The organism is Duncaniella muricolitica (assembly GCF_910574735.1).
Lineage (GTDB): Bacteria > Bacteroidota > Bacteroidia > Bacteroidales > Muribaculaceae > Duncaniella > Duncaniella muricolitica.
The window spans coordinates 87,389-104,270 of the sequence record NZ_CAJTCF010000003.1 but is presented as its reverse complement, the minus strand read 5'-3'; the positions used below and the strand labels follow the sequence as shown (position 1 = coordinate 104,270).

24 protein-coding genes are annotated in these 16,882 nt (G+C 47.2%); 20 read left to right on the top strand and 4 right to left on the bottom strand.

Annotated elements, in window-relative coordinates:
- Positions 1 to 237: 237 nt before the first annotated feature.
- From QGT73_RS01340 to QGT73_RS01325, 4 genes are all read right to left on the bottom strand, one after another.
- Positions 238 to 1,713, bottom strand: coding sequence for a tyrosine-type recombinase/integrase (locus tag QGT73_RS01340; protein ID WP_280121097.1), 1,476 nt, complete (start codon positions 1,711 to 1,713; stop codon positions 238 to 240).
- A 336-nt stretch (positions 1,714 to 2,049) separates the two neighbouring features.
- A complete protein-coding gene (locus tag QGT73_RS01335) occupies positions 2,050 to 2,397 on the bottom strand; it encodes a hypothetical protein (RefSeq protein WP_136408587.1) in 348 nt (115 codons plus the stop codon).
- 110 nt (positions 2,398 to 2,507) lie between these two features.
- Positions 2,508 to 2,714, bottom strand: coding sequence for a hypothetical protein (locus QGT73_RS01330; protein ID WP_136408588.1), 207 nt, complete (start codon positions 2,712 to 2,714; stop codon positions 2,508 to 2,510).
- Positions 2,711 to 3,196 carry a helix-turn-helix domain-containing protein gene (locus QGT73_RS01325; RefSeq protein ID WP_137426206.1) on the bottom strand — a complete coding sequence of 162 codons (486 nt, stop codon included), beginning with the start codon at positions 3,194 to 3,196 and terminating at the stop codon, positions 2,711 to 2,713. The genes QGT73_RS01330 and QGT73_RS01325 overlap by 4 nt, the downstream gene beginning before the upstream one ends.
- A 398-nt stretch (positions 3,197 to 3,594) precedes the next feature.
- Between QGT73_RS01325 and QGT73_RS01320 the strand changes: the two genes are divergently transcribed.
- The 20 genes from QGT73_RS01320 (at position 3,595) to QGT73_RS01225 (ending at position 16,847) form a co-directional block, all read left to right on the top strand.
- Positions 3,595 to 3,831 (top strand): hypothetical protein, encoded by a 237-nt coding sequence (locus QGT73_RS01320; protein ID WP_136408590.1) that lies wholly within the window; start codon positions 3,595 to 3,597, stop codon positions 3,829 to 3,831.
- A gap of 11 nt (positions 3,832 to 3,842) precedes the next feature.
- Positions 3,843 to 4,106 (top strand): hypothetical protein, encoded by a 264-nt coding sequence (locus QGT73_RS01315; RefSeq protein ID WP_136408591.1) that lies wholly within the window; start codon positions 3,843 to 3,845, stop codon positions 4,104 to 4,106.
- Positions 4,107 to 4,111: 5 nt separating this feature from the next.
- Positions 4,112 to 4,393 (top strand): hypothetical protein, encoded by a 282-nt coding sequence (locus QGT73_RS01310; protein ID WP_123398063.1) that lies wholly within the window; start codon positions 4,112 to 4,114, stop codon positions 4,391 to 4,393.
- A 10-nt stretch (positions 4,394 to 4,403) separates the two neighbouring features.
- On the top strand, positions 4,404 to 4,652 hold the full coding sequence (locus tag QGT73_RS01305) for a hypothetical protein (RefSeq protein WP_123398062.1): 249 nt from the start codon (positions 4,404 to 4,406) through the stop codon (positions 4,650 to 4,652).
- A gap of 202 nt (positions 4,653 to 4,854) precedes the next feature.
- Positions 4,855 to 5,787 carry a recombinase RecT gene (locus QGT73_RS01300; RefSeq protein ID WP_123398061.1) on the top strand — a complete coding sequence of 311 codons (933 nt, stop codon included), beginning with the start codon at positions 4,855 to 4,857 and terminating at the stop codon, positions 5,785 to 5,787.
- 129 nt (positions 5,788 to 5,916) lie between these two features.
- Complete coding sequence (locus QGT73_RS01295; RefSeq protein ID WP_123611049.1) at positions 5,917 to 7,122, top strand: cell envelope integrity TolA family protein; 1,206 nt, start codon at positions 5,917 to 5,919, stop codon at positions 7,120 to 7,122.
- A gap of 2 nt (positions 7,123 to 7,124) precedes the next feature.
- Complete coding sequence (locus QGT73_RS01290; RefSeq protein WP_123611048.1) at positions 7,125 to 7,787, top strand: PD-(D/E)XK nuclease-like domain-containing protein; 663 nt, start codon at positions 7,125 to 7,127, stop codon at positions 7,785 to 7,787.
- A complete protein-coding gene (locus QGT73_RS01285; protein ID WP_123611047.1) occupies positions 7,784 to 8,680 on the top strand; it encodes a phosphoadenosine phosphosulfate reductase domain-containing protein in 897 nt (298 codons plus the stop codon). The genes QGT73_RS01290 and QGT73_RS01285 overlap by 4 nt, the downstream gene beginning before the upstream one ends.
- Before the next feature lie 7 nt (positions 8,681 to 8,687).
- Complete coding sequence (locus tag QGT73_RS01280) at positions 8,688 to 10,091, top strand: DEAD/DEAH box helicase (RefSeq protein ID WP_280121096.1); 1,404 nt, start codon at positions 8,688 to 8,690, stop codon at positions 10,089 to 10,091.
- A gap of 166 nt (positions 10,092 to 10,257) precedes the next feature.
- Positions 10,258 to 10,548 carry an HU family DNA-binding protein gene (locus QGT73_RS01275; RefSeq protein ID WP_123611045.1) on the top strand — a complete coding sequence of 97 codons (291 nt, stop codon included), beginning with the start codon at positions 10,258 to 10,260 and terminating at the stop codon, positions 10,546 to 10,548.
- On the top strand, positions 10,532 to 11,155 hold the full coding sequence (locus tag QGT73_RS01270; RefSeq protein WP_123611044.1) for a DUF4494 domain-containing protein: 624 nt from the start codon (positions 10,532 to 10,534) through the stop codon (positions 11,153 to 11,155). Before QGT73_RS01275 ends, QGT73_RS01270 begins: the two co-directional genes overlap by 17 nt.
- Positions 11,145 to 11,513 (top strand): DUF1064 domain-containing protein, encoded by a 369-nt coding sequence (locus QGT73_RS01265; protein ID WP_123398054.1) that lies wholly within the window; start codon positions 11,145 to 11,147, stop codon positions 11,511 to 11,513. The genes QGT73_RS01270 and QGT73_RS01265 overlap by 11 nt, the downstream gene beginning before the upstream one ends.
- 11 nt (positions 11,514 to 11,524) lie before the next feature.
- Positions 11,525 to 12,331, top strand: a complete 807-nt coding sequence (locus QGT73_RS01260; RefSeq protein WP_280121095.1) for a DUF4373 domain-containing protein — start codon at positions 11,525 to 11,527, stop codon at positions 12,329 to 12,331.
- Positions 12,332 to 12,333: 2 nt separating this feature from the next.
- Positions 12,334 to 13,227, top strand: coding sequence for an ATP-binding protein (locus QGT73_RS01255; protein WP_240740270.1), 894 nt, complete (start codon positions 12,334 to 12,336; stop codon positions 13,225 to 13,227).
- 14 nt (positions 13,228 to 13,241) lie between these two features.
- Positions 13,242 to 13,499: a hypothetical protein gene (locus QGT73_RS01250; protein ID WP_136408598.1), complete on the top strand. Its 258-nt coding sequence runs from the start codon at positions 13,242 to 13,244 to the stop codon at positions 13,497 to 13,499.
- Between the two features lie 13 nt (positions 13,500 to 13,512).
- On the top strand, positions 13,513 to 13,860 hold the full coding sequence (locus tag QGT73_RS01245) for a hypothetical protein (protein WP_280121094.1): 348 nt from the start codon (positions 13,513 to 13,515) through the stop codon (positions 13,858 to 13,860).
- 7 nt (positions 13,861 to 13,867) lie between these two features.
- On the top strand, positions 13,868 to 14,110 hold the full coding sequence (locus QGT73_RS01240) for a hypothetical protein (RefSeq protein ID WP_136408600.1): 243 nt from the start codon (positions 13,868 to 13,870) through the stop codon (positions 14,108 to 14,110).
- Positions 14,111 to 14,197: 87 nt separating this feature from the next.
- Positions 14,198 to 14,608, top strand: a complete 411-nt coding sequence (locus tag QGT73_RS01235) for a nucleoside triphosphate pyrophosphohydrolase family protein (RefSeq protein ID WP_280121093.1) — start codon at positions 14,198 to 14,200, stop codon at positions 14,606 to 14,608.
- A gap of 41 nt (positions 14,609 to 14,649) precedes the next feature.
- Complete coding sequence (locus tag QGT73_RS01230; protein WP_280121092.1) at positions 14,650 to 15,132, top strand: TRM11 family methyltransferase; 483 nt, start codon at positions 14,650 to 14,652, stop codon at positions 15,130 to 15,132.
- A gap of 2 nt (positions 15,133 to 15,134) precedes the next feature.
- Positions 15,135 to 16,847: a DNA cytosine methyltransferase gene (locus tag QGT73_RS01225; protein WP_280120800.1), complete on the top strand. Its 1,713-nt coding sequence runs from the start codon at positions 15,135 to 15,137 to the stop codon at positions 16,845 to 16,847.
- Positions 16,848 to 16,882: the final 35 nt, after the last annotated feature.

Genomic DNA, 16,882 nt, shown 5'->3' with positions numbered 1-16,882 from the left:
CAACCCGACGCAGACCTGAAAATAATGCTCGCCGATGCATCTGAATCGCCGCCGGAAGAAACTGAAAACTGATAAGGGGGCTTGTCCTATACAAAAAGTTAGCCCAACTTCTATATTTCAAGAAGTTGGACTCGACTTTTTATGGTTTAGCGGACAGTAATAAAAAAGAAAAGACCGGCGAAGCAAAACGCCTCGTCGGTCGAAAGGGGTTGGGAAAGAAAACAGGGGGCCGCGATTTCAAAAACCTTTTCCCTTCATGCGCTCGTAGGTCTGCGAAAGACCTTTGTCGATGATGTCAATCTTGAACTGCACCATGGAGCGCAGAGGAACATCGTCAGGCACGAAAGGCACAAGAGTTTGAATAACCTCGTCGATGTTATTATAGCCAGTGTCCTCGACCTCGCCCAATAGTTTGCCACGGAAATATGCGCCGCCGCGGACAAGGTGCTTTGCCGAGAAACGAAACAGGCCGTCTTCCGGATCTTTCTTCTCGCTCTCGGTGGCCGAGTAAAAAATCAGATCAACAACACGCTCATTCAATCTCCATGCAGGGGAGAAGTCAAGTTTGAGATAACCGCGCGTCACCTCGTGGCCGCTTGCATGGTTCATGGCAAAGGCCACTTCGCTAATGGTCGCGCCGCAATCATTCTGTGCTATCGTTCCCCAAGTGTGGCGGAACGTGTAGACGCAATAGCGGTCGTCGCCTGTAATGCCTATGCTCTCGCAAATTTTCTTGATTCCGCTGTTGGCATTACTGCCGAGGCTGTCCGAATTGCGGTAACGCTTGTGGAAGCTGAACAGGAATGGGTCATCTTCGCCGGTGGCATACTTGTCAAACAACGGCAACAGGATGGACGGCACTCGCATTTCGATGTAGGCGTTATCCGCCCTGAACTTCTTGGTCTTCGCCCGACGGTAGTGTATGATGCCGTCGTGGTAGTCCGACTTCTTCAGGTGGTAGAGGTCAACTGTGTTGATACCGGCGAGACACAACACCATCATGGCCACATCGCGGCCAACTTCCTCTAACGGTGCTTTCATCTTGCTTTCAGGTATAGGCGCAGAGAAGAATGCCCGCGCTGCCTGTGGTGTGATCGCAAGTTTCTCCGGCCTGTCCGCTTCGGGTATCTTGACTTTGCCCCACGGGTTAGTCTTGATGCGGATCACGCTATTGTCGTAGTCGTTGTATTCTTCCATCGCCGCCTTGAACACCTGACGCAGACAAATGGGGTACATCTCCTTTGCCCTGCGAGTCGTTGCCAACGTCTTCAACCACTCGTTGACAAACGACGACGTGAGCTGCGAGAACATCACCGCCGTTGTGCCGGCGTAGCGTTCCAGATGATTCAACGCCATTTCATAATTTCGGGCGTTGCGCTTTTGCCCGCGCTGCACCATGCGGTCAATGTGCTGTCGGGCGTAGTCGCTGAAGCTGATGTCGGCCTCTCCCGATTTCAGGTAGGCCACGATGTCGTTCACACTCCAGCACTCGGTATCGATCTTGTTAAGAGCCTCAACAAACTCTATGATTTTTCGTGAGCAATACTGCAACACGTATGGGTCTTCAATCTCGCCTGAGCGAGAGAGGACACTATCCCTGACAAACTTGTCGGTCGGGATGTAGGCCAATTTGCGACGGTGGGCCACTCGGATATACACCGGGTAGAAACCGTCCTTTCGTTTGGCCTTGACGATAGCTTTGAAAGTTGCCATGTTCCAATTGGTTTAATGGGTTAAAAGTGGGGTGTTCTGCTCATGTTTAGGTAAATCACTGATAACTCGATTATTCCTTTGGGAAACGACTTGGGAAACGCTGGGAAACATACCCCTAAAATTCGGGAAACTTTTGGGAAACATTTCCGTATAAACTGCACGGAAATCGTGTAAAACCGTGTCAAAATAATAGGCGGTAGACCCTGAATGTCAAGAGTCTACCGCCTAATTATCTGGTTATTAGGCTGTTTGCTCAGTCCTCAATAGCAGCCTGCGCCGCCAATAGAATTAAGTGATATTGACCCACTTGTCGAGTATGTTGAATTTTTGTTAGATTTAGAATTTACGTCCCATGCGTTTTAAGTCCGTGCAAGCGTCTACAAGGAAGTAGTAAATACCTACGGCGTGCTCGTTAGCGAATGACATTGCCCACTCGCTAAACTTTTGCTCTATCCCGGTCTTGGGGTCGGTGTAATCAGTTTCCCACAGGTCGGCGAGGTCTGCATTTACCTCATTGGGGGTGTTGCCGAGTGCGTCTACCACCTCGGCAGGGTATTCTTCAATCAAACCCTTGCTCCAATCTCCAAACTCGGAGCCGGGATTGAGTAGCAGATACTCAAATGCGGCGTCTTTGAGTTCGTCCATGAGTGGCTCTGTTTCGTTATATGGGTATTCTCTGTTCATATCTTTGCTTGAATTATGCCCAAATTTGGGCGTTAGGAGCGCGTACAATCACTTTCTCCTCTATCGGTGGAGTTTATCATCTGAGCCAACAAAAGCGGCCTATTGGGCCGTTACAGCCCGTATTTGTATTTATCACGTCTATCCAACACTTTGCGCATAGTTTCAAGAGTTTTATGAAGAGCTTCTTCTTGTTCCCATGTTTCGGGAATGAGTTTCTCTCTGAATGCCTCATTTAACGCAACAATACATAGCATCAACTCTCTTTCGTTTTCTTCGTATTGTTCGATTTGAATTCTTAAATCATTTAGTTCACTCATTTGCCACGCTCAATAAGTAAGTCAATCATCTTGTCTTTCGTTCTGGACAGCTCCGCAGTGATTTCTTCATTTTTGACACGAAGTTCCTCAATTTCTTTCTTCATTGATTTACGCTCAGCCTCCCATGCTTTCTTTTCACCTTGCAGGTCTTGAATTTGTTGCTGCAAATTCTTGATTCTCTCTTTAAGAACAGCATCGCCAATTAGCACCTCAGAATCCTCTGCATAAATACCATCAGGAGAAAAGAAGTTGCCTTTTGTAGTTGCCGGTACCATCATGCTACCGATACCCGATTTTACCCATTCAACTGAGAGGTTATGTGCGTGACAAATTTTCCCAATGGTCTTATCGGTAATCTTTTGCTTCCCTTCCAACATCTTTCCGAAGTTGGAGGGGTCTATGTTTGCTTTGCTTGCAAAGGCATTTTGCGTGGCATTAAGCACTGCTATCGCCTCTTTCAAGCGTTCTACCATATCATTCATACCTTGGTATTACTGTTAATAATTATTAAAATTTCACACTTTGTTTGGTAGTACCGTGGTAATACCATATATTTGCAGTGTAATTCTAATGTCGTAGCGTTGTAACTCGCTTAGATTAAGAAGCAAAGATAACAAATTCTACTCAAAAAATACCAAGTAAGATGACAGAAAATTGCTACCTCGTGAAAAAGGTGTCTATCACAGATACTCTGCGAAACATCCCAGTAGGGAAACCTGTACTCTTTGATTGTCGGGAAGCCGGTCCTATGGCTTCAGCTAAAGCGGCTGTAAGTCGATTAAATGGTTCGGCAAACAAAGAGGTATATTCCATTTCAAGCAAAGACAACGGAGCGACTTACGAAATCCTACGTTCAGAATAACTAAAAAAGACATCAATCATGAAAAAAGTAACTATCACTCTCGCACTCGTGGCCGCGCTTCTCACCGGCTGCAAATCTAACAAGGTCGCTCTTGAACAGCTCCGCGCCGATGTGTCGTGGTCGGCTTTCTGTGCCGCTCGTGGCTACGACATCAACGACAACACTTATCCTGTCATCAATGAGTATCTCGATACTTGGTGTGGTTCGGTTGATGAAGAGGCCGCTCTCATCGAAGCAGGAGTAGAACCCTATTAAATCTCACAGCCATGAATAAGACAATTTCAATACTCCGTATCTTGATAATCTTTGCGCTCTGCGGTTTCGCATTCCTGTTTCTCTTCGGCGAAGAGCAGGACGAAAACCTGCTGACATGGACTCTCCGCTTCATCTGCGACAAGGCTCTCGCCATCGGCGCATGCTTTGTTATCGCCCGGCTCTACAAACGTTGGAGTAAGATTGACCCTTGGTTTATCGCATACGACAAAATGTGTGACGAGGTGATGGACAAACCTAACCCATCTCAACTCTAATATCAATGCCTCCAACAGTACACATACAATTCTCTGACAGGCTCGTCAGCTATGAAACATTCATGACCGACCTTACAGCACGGTTGGCACGAGTGATTAAGAGCGATGCAGCCGACCCGGAGTATATCTCCCAACGCACGGCCTATTCAATCTTCGGACGCAAGAATGTTGACCGTTGGAGGCGCACAGGAAAGGTAAAGCCCTCCAAACGTCCGGGCAAGGTTGAATACTGCATGGCAGACCTACGCCTCCTTCAGAGAACAGAACAGGATTACCTCAACCAATAAGACAGATACAATGGATTACGCAATATACAAGACCAATGACGGCAAGAATCCTCGTGTTATTTACCGCTTCACGCAGGAGGCTTGCAATCACAGGGCGAAACTCGCCGCGAAAGCGAAACTCAATGAAATGTGGCTACGCGTTACCGACAGGCTTGACTATTTCCAGAATGCCGAAGGAAATGACAACGAGTTTTCCTATGACCACCCCACAAGCATAAATACATCAGAGCGGATACGCTTTTACATAGCAAAGCTCTGACGGCTCAGCCTCTCGGTGTGTCGGTCGCACTACAGATTTTGGTTCTGTCGGAGGGGGTTCGATTCCCTCAGAGGCTACAAGTAGCGGTAGTTGCTACATGATTGATAACCTCGGAGGCTGCGCTGTCAGCCTAAGCCAAAGTGCAGCCTCCATTTTTCAATCAAGCAATCCGCAAATGTTTAACAATTTAACTCCATCAATCATGGGCAACCTACAACTGACGGTTGAGGAAATCAACCAACTCAAGCCGCTCGAAATAGTCGAGCATCCTGTCGTGCGTGAGCGCTTCATATTTATCTACGACAAACTTTGGGGCAACGGTGAAGCCGCTTATGAGCGTGAAAGTATCTACTTCAACAAGGCTCTCCGCGACAACGACAAGGGCAAACTGCAACGCGCCACACCGTTCAGCATCTTCACGGCATTCATTGACCTTGCCGTGTGTGGCCTCTCACTTGAACCCGGCACACGCGCACTCGCATACCTCATGGGGCGTAACGTCAATGTCGGCACCAAAGAAAGACCTCAATGGGAGGGTCGCTGCGTCCTCACCGTGTCGGCCTACGGCGAACTTGTGATGCGTACTCGTGACGGTCAAATACGTCATGCCGACAATCCTGTACTCGTCTACGACAATGACGAATTTTCATTCAAGGACATTGACGGTCGCAAATCTGTGTCTTACACCTGTAACCTACCTCACACCGGCCACAACATCATTGCTTGCTACCTGCGTATCACTCGCGCCGATAGTTCTATCGACTACTCAGTGATGTACCCCGAAGATTGGTGCCGCCTCGCCGGTTACTCGCAGAAGCAGAACCGAGGTGTCGCCAACGAACTCTACGGCATGGACGCTAACGGTGTTGTCCACATCGACCCCGGCTTCCTCATGGCCAAGTGTATCAAACACGCTTTCAAGTCTTACCCGAAAGTGCGCATCGGTCGCGGCACCGAACTACAATCACAACAGGTAGACGAACCGGCTCAGCTTTCCGATGAGGAAATCTACGGAGTAGACCCCGACACCGGCGAAGTCCTCGACAATGCTCCCGAACCTGCGCCTCAGCCATTCGGTAACAACGAGCCTCCACAGGGCGTAACTGTAAACACTGATGATGAGGAAGGCTTCTGAAAGCAACATCAAGCCTTGCAGTGGGTGTCCGCTTGTGCGTAACACTCTCAACGGACACTATTGCACTCGGCTTGGTATCATCACCGAATACGCTAAAACAAAACCGTGTAACCCATAAATATATCAATCATGGCAGATAACACCCAAGCATTAACAATCTTCGAGCAGAAAAACGTGCAGACCCTTGCCGAACTCGCTCCACAGTCGTACCGCGAGAACCAATTATCTCATACCCGGTGCCTTGAAGTAGGCAGCGCCCTGTTGCTCCGGGTAAAAAAGGAGGGCATGACAGACGCTCTCGATATAGAGATAGCCAAGTTCATCGAAAAAGCAAAGCTGACCGTCAAGAAGATGAACGGCAAGCGCACTCCTGTTACGCAGCTCTTTGACCAAATCCGTAAGGTCTACACCTCAATGGAGAATGATGTAGACCCCACCAAAGCAGACTCAATCCCCAATCAACTGCAAGCCCACCGCAATGCCTATGCCAAGAAAAAGCATGAGGAGGAGGATCGCCGCCGCCGCGAAGATGCCGCTCGACAGGCAAAGGAGAATGCCAAAATTCGCTATCGCGCTGATGTCAATGACGACTATGTAAGCCAGTTCAACGCTCTTGTCAATAAGAGCATCAACGAGCTTACCGACATGGATAAGCAGATAAGCCTCGACAATTACGAGATTGTCTACGATGGCATCAAGAATTTCAGTTGCGAACTTCCTGCAACATGGTGTCAGACGGTAATAAGCGGCGCACATCGTCCTGTCGAACTTACCCCGGACGAATGCCGCGCTATACAAGCCAACGTGATGGCCGGCCTCGTCAATCGCTTCAAGGAGCAATTCCCTTTTGAGGTGCAAAGCATACGCGATGATATTCTCGACCGTATGCCCTCAAAGAAAAAGGAGCTTGAGCGCATCGCCAAATCGTCAGCCGAGGAAGCCGCCCGCATCAAGGCCGAAATGGAGGCTAAGGAACGCGCTGAGGCCGCTCGTAAGGAAAAGGAACGCGCTGAGCGAGAGAAACAGGAAGCCGCTGAAAAGCAGCTTGCCGCAAAGAAACAGGAAATGGACGGTCTTTTCGGCGCACAGGTCGCTACACCTGTGGCATATCAGCCTAAGACACAGGTTAAGAAAAAGGTGGTTATCAATTCTGCCGAGGACATCATGAAGATTGTTGCTTTTTGGTGGTCACAAGAGGGCTGCACAAAGACCTTAGAAGAACTCTGCAAGGAGTTTAAGAAGCAAATCACCTTTGCCAATACCGCCGCAAACTCCAAAGACAACGCTATGTTCATCGCTGATGTCCAATACGAGGACGAGGTTAAAGCCAAGTAACCATGAGCCAAAACCCGGACGCATATTACAGCCGTACAGAGGTCAGCAACTCTGACCTCACGGCTCTAAAGAACCTCTTACACCCAGTGCCTATGCCGCCGGGTGTAAAGGAGGCCGCGTTTCGCTTCGGCAATCTCGTGGACGCGATAATCACCGAGCCGGAGCGAGTGAACTACTACCAACTGACGGTAGATGATGAGCAATACACCGATGATGAGTTTCGCCATGCAAAGGAAATGTATCGCTCCCTGCGTATGACTGCTCGGCATGACCCCTTTCTCGCAAAGGTGTTGGCTGAAGCCGAAACACAGCGCTACATGGTCAATCAAGCACAGCCGTTTGAGTATGGTGGCTTCCCTTTCACGCTCGATACGCGCTGTAAGTGGGATTGGTGGCTTGACCTCTACAAATTTGGTGGCGACCTCAAAACCTGTTCAGCCGCAACACAAAAGGAATTTGACGATGCAGTTGATTTCTTCGATTGGGACAGGAGCCGGGCATGGTATATGGACATCGCACATTCCGACTGCGATTTCATCTATGCCATCAGCAAAAAGAACTGCAACGTATTTACCACACGCATACGCAGGGACGACCCGGTGTATCTCCGTGGCAGAGATAAGTATCTTGAATTAGCATTTCAATATTGGTGCCTCGCATTATGAATAAAGTAAAAGTTATAGTTCAGTTCTCTGGAGGAAAGGACTCACAAGCCTGTCTAATAAAAGCTTGTGAAGACTTCGGGGCTAATAACGTCACGGCTGTTTTCTGTGATACCAGGTGGGAGCATGAGCAAACATATTCTCATGTAAAGGAGGTAGCATCTAAACTTGGTGTCGACCTTATAATACTCAAAAATGAGTCTGTTGATGGTATGTACGGATTGTGCAAACGAATGAAATGGTTTCCCGATTCGCAAAATCGCATGTGTACTGTGCAATTAAAAATATGGCCAATGATAGACTGGATTCTTGAACAAAATAAGCATCTTGTCATAATTCAAGGTATCCGTGCAAAAGAAAGCGCAGAACGAGCAAAATTTAATGTTGAGTGCTCGTATTTCAGTGAATATTTTGATGACACCCACAAAAAACGCTTGTATAGGAAGCGAGATGTAAAAGAGTGGTGCAAAACTCACGATGCATCAGTTTTACGCCCTATCTTTCATTGGACTGCTCAACAAGTTATCGACTACATTCTGTCTCATGGTCAACGCCCGAATCCCTTATACGAACGCGGAGCGTCAAGGGTTGGCTGTTTCCCTTGCATTTTTGCGAGACTGAGCGAAATAAAAATAGTTGCACGCGATGAACGATACAAACAACGTGTGATAGACCTTGAAAATGAAGTGAACCTATCACACGATAAAGGTAAAGAGGCATCATTCTTCTGCAAAGGGAAAATCCCAGCAAGGTTCTGCATTCAGAATAGTAATGGAGCACCAACATTCGCAGAGATTTCTGATTATGTACTTCGGAATGAAAACCAACCGACACTATGGGACGATACTGAGCCAATAATGTCTTGTGTGTCCTTGTATCATGGACTGTGTGAATAATAACAATATGAAAGAGTTAAAACATAACCTCCGAGTAGAGCCATACGAGTACCAACGTGAGGGTATTCTGTTCGGCCTCGAACGTCACCGCCTGTTAATTGGTGACGAGCCGGGGCTTGGTAAGACGTTGCAGTCTATCGGCATTGTCGATACTGCCTCAGCTTACCCCTGTTTGGTAATCTGCCCCTCCTCGCTGAAAATAAATTGGCAGCGTGAGTTTGAGAAGTTCACCGACAAAAAGGCTCTTGTGCTTGACAATGCCACTCGCACATCGTGGCCGTATCTCCTCGGCATGGGTATGTTCCATGTTGCTATTGTCAATTATGAGAGTCTGAAAAAGTTCTTTGTGTGGGACATCAAGGGCGGCAAAACATTCACGCTCAAAGATGTTGTATTCAACCGCGACATCAACATCTTCAAGTCCGTTATCATGGACGAGTCTCACCGGCTCAAAGACCCCACGGCACAGCAAACAATGTTCACTCGTGGCATTGTCGAGGGTAAGGAGTGGCGCATATTGCTCTCCGGCACCCCGGTTGTCAATCACGCGCAAGACCTCGTTGCACAACTCGCCATCATGGGGCGACTGCTCTCTGACTTCGGTGGCCGTGGCAAATTCCTTGCCGACTACGGAGAGAATGAAAATCTATCCGAGTTGTCCGACAAACTGTATGATACCTGTATGATACGGCGAGAGAAAGCAAAGGTGCTGACGCAGCTCCCCGACAAAACGCGAACCGACCTCTACGTTGAAATATCCAACCGCGATGAATACGACCTCGCTGCCGCCGACCTCGCCGCCTATCTGCGCGAATACACCGAGTGTACCGACCGCGACATCCGGCGCAAAATGCGCATGGAGGCTCTGGTAAAGTTCATGACCCTGCGCTCCCTCGCTTCCAAAGGTAAGGTAAAACAGGCAACAGACTTTATACGCAATTTCCTTGCCAATGGCAAGCCTTTGATTGTGTTCTGCTCACTCAAAGAGATTGTCAAGGCTTTGCAAAAGCAATTCCCCGATGCCGTCCGTGTCACCGGCGATGATAGCCTTGCCGAGAAACAGGCTGCTGTCGATGCGTTTCAGTCCGGCGAAGCTCAGTTGATAATCTGCTCCATCAAAGCTGCCGGTGTCGGTCTGACACTCACAGCGTCCTCTAATGTGGCCTTTGTGGAATTTCCGTGGACGTATGCCGACTGCTGTCAGTGCGAAGACCGCGCCCACCGCATCGGCCAAAAGAATAACGTGACCTGCTATTACCTCATTGGCCGTAGCACTATTGACCCGGTTCTCTACAATATCATTCACAAAAAGCGGAGCATTGCCAATCAGATAATGGCCTCCGATGATGATATACCGACCGACAAGATGTATTTCGATGAACTTGTAAAATCTTTCCTCGACTATGGTTGAAATCAGCAATTCAGATATTGAGCGCATAATGTCCTGCCTCGATATTGCCATAGAGCATTAAAGTCATTGAACGGTCTGCGCAACAGCACCCACGCTTGGGCAATAGGCCAACTTAAAGATAAAATAAATCGAAAACTTAAAAAACAACATTCAAAATCGACTAATCATGACAAAGAATGACATCGCAGTTGAACTCTGCAAGCGTATTCCCGACCTGCCGAAATCTACGGCTCTCCATGTCGTAGACGGTGTGACGGACATTCTCTCGGACGCTTTCGACCGTGGCGAAAACGTCTATCTCCGTGGCTTCGGCACGATGGAAGTTAAAACCACAAAGGAGAAAAAGGCTCGTAACATCAACGCAGGTACTACGGTTGTAGTTCCGGCACAGCGTATCGTGAAATTCAAACTCAGTAATCAACTCAAAAATCGCATGAACAATGGCACAGTGGATTGAAGTAAAAGTCCGTTACGAGAAGCTGACGGAAACAGGCAAGTCCGTAAAGGTAACCGACCCCTATCTCGTTGATGCGCTCTCCTGCACAGAGGCTGAGGCTCGTGTCGTTGAGGAGATAACTCCATTCTGCAACGACTTCAACGTTCTCAATGTCGGCAAAACCAAAATCTCTGAAATCTTTTGGAGCGAGGGCGGCGACAAGTTCTATAAGGTCAAGGTCAATTTCATAACCATAGACGAGAAAACAGCGGCAGAAAAAAGGAGTGCCTCTTATATCCTCGTGCAAGCCTCCAACTTTGCTGAAGCTCTCGCCAACTTCAACGAAGGTATGCGAGGAACACTGGCCGACTATGAGATTGAGGGTATCAACGAAACAAAGATTGTTGATGTCTACAAGTACAAAGTCCCGGAGGAGGCACAGAACACCGCTGAGGAAGTGGCCGAAAAGGTGGCCGCTGACAAAGGTGTGCAACGCGCTGCAAGGAATTTCCGCAATGCGGTGCCGGATGGTACAAAGGTATCAATGTCGGTTCACGGTGCCGACGGCACGGTTATCCCGGAAACAGTCATTGTCGATAAATCCAAACCAAAGGACGATGACGATTGACGAATTTAAGGCATTGCGCGTTGCACCGGCCACAAAAAAACGCAACAAGTATGGTGCAAAGAAGTCCGGCGGCTACGACTCCAAAAAGGAACATAGCAGAGCCAACGAACTGAAGCTGATGCAACGCGCCGGCCTTATCTCTAATCTCCGTGAGCAAGTAAAGTATGTGCTTATCCCTGCGCAACGCGACACTGCCGGCAATCTCTTGGAAAGGGAGTGTGCCTATTATGCCGATTTTGTCTACAGCAAAGACGGTAAGACCGTTGTCGAGGATACAAAGGGAGTCCGCACAAAAGAGTATAAAATCAAACGAAAATTGATGCTCCATGTCCACGGAATATCAATCGTAGAAATTTAATCAATACGGCTATGGCACGAATAGCAAAATCGGGGCTTGAGTATTTCCCTTTTGATATAGACTTCTTTCAAGACATACGCATTCGCAAGTTAATCAAGCGTCAAGGTGGTAAAGCTGTTACAGTATATGCTCTCCTGCTCTGTCTTATCTACAAGAATGGGTACTTCATGCAGTGGGACGATGAGTTGCCTTTCATTGGCTCGGAAATGTCGGGCTTTGAGGAGGCTTATGTATTGGAGGTTATTAAAAACTGCCTGACGTTGGGGTTATTCGATAAAAATATGTATGACACGGAACAGGTCTTAACATCTAAGGGTATTCAAGTGCGCTATTGCAATATTCAGCGCCTCAACAAACGTATGAGCCGGATTGATAAATACTCTTTGTTGGACGAGCCTCAGCAAAGGACTACAGCAAGCAAACCTAAAACGAAACAGCCAAAAGCGGCGAAGCCGGTCACACCACAGGCACCTGCGCAGGTTACACCCGTGCCTCCGGCTCCGACCAAAACAAATAATACGGAGTGGCTTCGTGAGTTTTTTGCCAATGGGCAGAGTGAAAACTTACAAATGCTTTGCAAGAACTTCGGATTAGGTTATGGCGAGATAGGTATATTGCGCTCATTGGCAGAGGCTGTCGTAGCTGAATGGGAGCTGTCAAAAACTCAACATAGAGATTACAGCGATTGGTCGCGTCACCTTATATCGGCCATGAGGATTAAAAACCGCGACACAGTATCAAATACAAATAACCAACCCTCAACACCTGCTCCGACTGATTACACATTTGGCGGTGGGTTTGGAGGCCAAGACGTTTGATTATGTTACAGAAGATTGGAGATAGTTTGCCGGATTGGATAACGCAACAAAACGCATATCGTCAAGAACGAGAGGAGCGTGAGTTGCAAGCCAAGATGGAGCAAGACCACGCCCGCCGTATGGCCGCTGAGCCTAAAACCGAGGAGGAGCGCCAACGCGCCGAACTCGCACGGATTGGTGTGTCGGCTGTTGATAACGTGATTAGACGTGTCATGAATGATGTGCGAAAAGCAGAACAGAAACGGCAGCTTCTTGAAATCCCGGAGGTGTATAAAGCCCACTCTCGTCTGCTTTTGCAGATAGCAAACAAGGTTCTTGCTTACCAACATCGTGAGTTTGTGATTGATGATAACAACCGTGACGTACTGCGCTTTCTCCTGCTGTATTTCAACAATTGTCCTTTGGCTGAGGAGGTCTTTCCGGGTCGTGGGTACAAGTTGCACAAACACATTATGCTTCACGGCAATGTCGGCACCGGCAAAACCCTGTTGATGGAGATATTCTCTGAATACCTGCGCTACACCGAAAACCCGAACTTCTTCCACAACCTATCGGTCACGCAAATGATAAACTACTATACTTTGCACAACAACCTCGACCGATACACATTCAATGAGGAGGAAAACAAGGGCTTCCAATGTAAGCCGGTTAATATCTGCCTCAACGACATCGGGGTTCAGACTACCACCTTTTACGGCATGGATACAAAGGTGCTGACCGATGAATTTCTCCATGCACGAAATGAAATTTGGTCGCAGTTCCACCTCAAGGCACACGTCACTACCAATCTTTCTATTGAGCAGCTCAAAGAAAAGTATAAGGACGGCTTCGGGCGACTGATTGACCGCTTCAAAACATACAACGTAATACCCATCGGTGGCAAAAGCCGAAGATAAAATAATAGTAAAATATGAATGACGAAACTCTGAACACCGCTATCGACATCAAAAAGCAGATAGCGTATGTAGAAAAAATCTTAGCAAATATTGAGAGAGGCAAATTTGTCGAAATCATGTTTGCCAATGCCGGATGTTGCTGCGCATCCTCATGCTGTGAACTACTCACTGACGAGGAAGTAGACAGGTATAGAAAGGATATTGCAGAAGCTGTCCGCATCAAGGCACAGGCTCGGCTCGAAGCTCTCCAAACTGAATACAACAACCTCTAAAATAATATCAACAATGACAGCAATTACAACTATCGCCATCATATTGGCACTCTTTCTCGGTGCGGCTATCGTAATAGCCATGCGCAAACACTATGCCGCAGAACATCTGCGCTTAAAGGTCAAGAGCCTCAACGCAAAAATACAGGGCTATCGTGGCTCTGCTAACGATTGCTTTGCACTATACAGCGTTAAGCGCATCGACAATGTAGAATGTAAGTATCACGGCTATTGGGCTGTGTGTCGCTCCTCTATCTGTGAGGGTGGCCTTTATCAAACCTGCATCAAGGTGTTCACTGATGAAGATGATGACTTCAATAAACGTGAGGCCGAGGAGCTGAGTGAAATGCTTAACTCAAAATAAATACGGCATGGACAGCAAAATGACTCCCGAATACAAGGTTATCAGTGAACAGGTTGAGAAAATTATAAAAGGGTCTAATCTTCCCGAAGTGCAGAAATATTCGCTGTTGGCCGGTTGCATGACTAAGGTCGCCCATGAATATAACGGTACTAATTTCGAGGCTATAAAAGTAAAGCTCGCTCTCGTTAGCAAGACTATGTTGAACGCGGTGGAGAAAGCAGAACAAATCTTCGGTAAATTCAAAAAATAACATTATGCAAAAGAAAAAATGTGAAATCTGTGGGGAAATGGTTCCCCAATGCGATATGTCAAAATCCTACAAACACCGCTGTAAAAAGTGTGTGGCCGACATGAACGTGCCAATCGCCATGCCGAAAAGCAGAAACAGGAAGTTCACGACAACGAGCCTCACACTCTCGACCCTGCCACACCTTACGGTAAGCCGGTATGTACCGAAGTCCCGAAGATGAACGACAAGGAGTTTGACGAAATCATTCAGCTTGCCATTCAGACCTATGGCAAAGAGGCACAAACTCGAATGTTGTTCGAGGAAATGGCCGAACTTCAGAACGCACTATGCAAACTATCTCGTGGCCGTGGTACTGTCAGCGATGTTTGCGAGGAGATTGCAGATGTAATGATTATGTGCTTCCAAATGGCACAAATCTATGGCCCAAAAAGTGTAGAACAAATGGCGAACTTCAAGATGCACCGATTGAAAGAACGACTTAACCATATTGAGAAATGAGTGTGCATAAACCAATCCTTAACGCTTGCTGTGGTGGCAAGATGTTCTACTTCGACAAGAACGACCCTCGTGTTCTGTTCCAAGACATTCGCGAGGTTAAAACAACCCTTTGCGATGGACGGAAGTTTGAAGTCAAACCCGATGTGCAAGCCGACTTCACGAGTATGCCATATCCCGACAATCATTTCAGAATGGTAGTATTTGACCCTCCGCATCTATTACGGAATGTCGGTAAGTCCAAAATGGCAGATATGTACGGAAGCCTCAATGAGAAAGCGCAGCCAACAGGTTATCAGCATATCAAGTATGGCGCACTTTATTCTGATTGGCGAGATATGTTAAGAAGAGGCTTTGCAGAATGTTTCCGAGTGCTTATGCCCGGAGGTTTCCTAATCTTCAAATGGAATGAAACCGATATTAGGGTGTCCGAAGTGTTGAAACTTACCGACCAAAAGCCAATCTTCGGGCATATATCCGGCAAACGAGCAAACACCCATTGGATTTGCTTTATGAAAGGGATATAACGATGAAGCAACTATTATACATCGACCTATTCTGCGGTGCCGGCGGTACATCTACAGGTGTCAATAGCGCACGACTGCATGATGAGCCGTGTGCAGATGTAATCGCTTGTGTCAATCATGATGCAAAGGCGATAGCCTCTCATGCGGCCAATCACCCCAACGCATTGCATTTCACGGAGGACATACGCACGTTGGAGTTATCTCCTCTGATTTCTCACATTGCAGAGTGTCGTAAAGACAACCAGGAGGCTCTTATCGTTCTGTGGGCTTCCCTCGAATGTACTAACTTCAGTAAAGCGAAAGGAGGCCAACCACGCGATGCAGACAGCCGCACACTTGCTGAGCATCTTTTTCGCTACATTGAGGCAATCGACCCCGATTATATTCAGATTGAAAATGTCGAGGAGTTTATGTCTTGGGGGTCTCTTGACGAAAATGGCCGTCCGTTGTCAAAAGACCGTGGCCGGTGCTATGTTCGGTGGATTAACAAGGTGAAACGGTATGGATACAATTACGAATACCGCATAATGAATGCCGCCGACTATGGTGCATACACTTCTCGCAAACGCTTCTTCGGGATTTTCGCAAAGTATGGTTTGCCGATAGTGTTCCCCGAACCTACGCATAGCAAAACCGGCGAGGCCGGACTGTTCAACGATACTCAGAAGTGGAAGCCTGTGCGTGATGTTCTTGACTTTGAAGATGAGGGCAAATCAATCTTTTCTCGCGAAAAGCCTCTGTCTGAAAAGACACTTGAGCGTATCTATGCTGGACTTATAAAGTTCGTGGCCGGTGGAAAATCCGCTTTCATGGTAAAGTACAACAGCGTTAATCAGAAAACAGGAAAATATGTGCCTCCCTCTCTTGATAGTCCATGCCCCACGGTAGCAACGCAAGGCCGTCTTGCACTTGCTTCGGTAGCTTTCTTGTCTAAACAGTTTGGAGGTGCGCCGGAGGGTAAGAACATATCTGTAGAAGAACCTGCAGGTACTATTACGACAATAGACCATCACGCATTTGTATCCGTTCATTATGGTAATGGGTTTAATACTTCATGCGATGCTCCTGCGGCAACACTCACAGCAAAGGATAAAATGGCACTTGTACAAGCCGAAAGATTTGTCGTTAATTATCGCTTCAACAATACGGGGCACTCCATTGAAGAACCAGCACCTACTATTTGCACAGTTGGGCAGATTGGTGTTGCTTCTTGTAAGTTCATTGCAAACGAGTATTCCGGCGGAGGTCAACTATCAAGCATTGAACAACCGAACCCAGCTGTATTAACCAATCCGAAGCAGAAACTTATTACGGTTAAGCAACATTATCTGATGAACCCTCAATTTACATCACCCGGCGGTTCTGTGGACTCTCCATGTTTCACACTTATTGCTAAGATGGACAAACGTCCGCCGTATCTTATAGCGACCGAAACAGGTGATATTATGATTGAAATTTTGGATACAGATAGTCCTATTGCAATGAAAATAAAAGAGTTTATGGTAATGTATGGAATAATCGACATCAAGATGAGAATGTTGAAGATACCCGAACTCAAAAAAATAATGGGCTTCCCTGAAGATTATGTGCTTATCGGTACACAGGCAGACCAAAAGAAATTCATCGGAAATGCTGTAGAGGTAACAATCGCTCGTGCATGGTGTGAGGCTCTATGCTGTGAATTAGAAAAACATCTTAAAAAAGAAATAGTATAAAATTAACAAACGAGTATTCTTTGAAAACTCTCCCA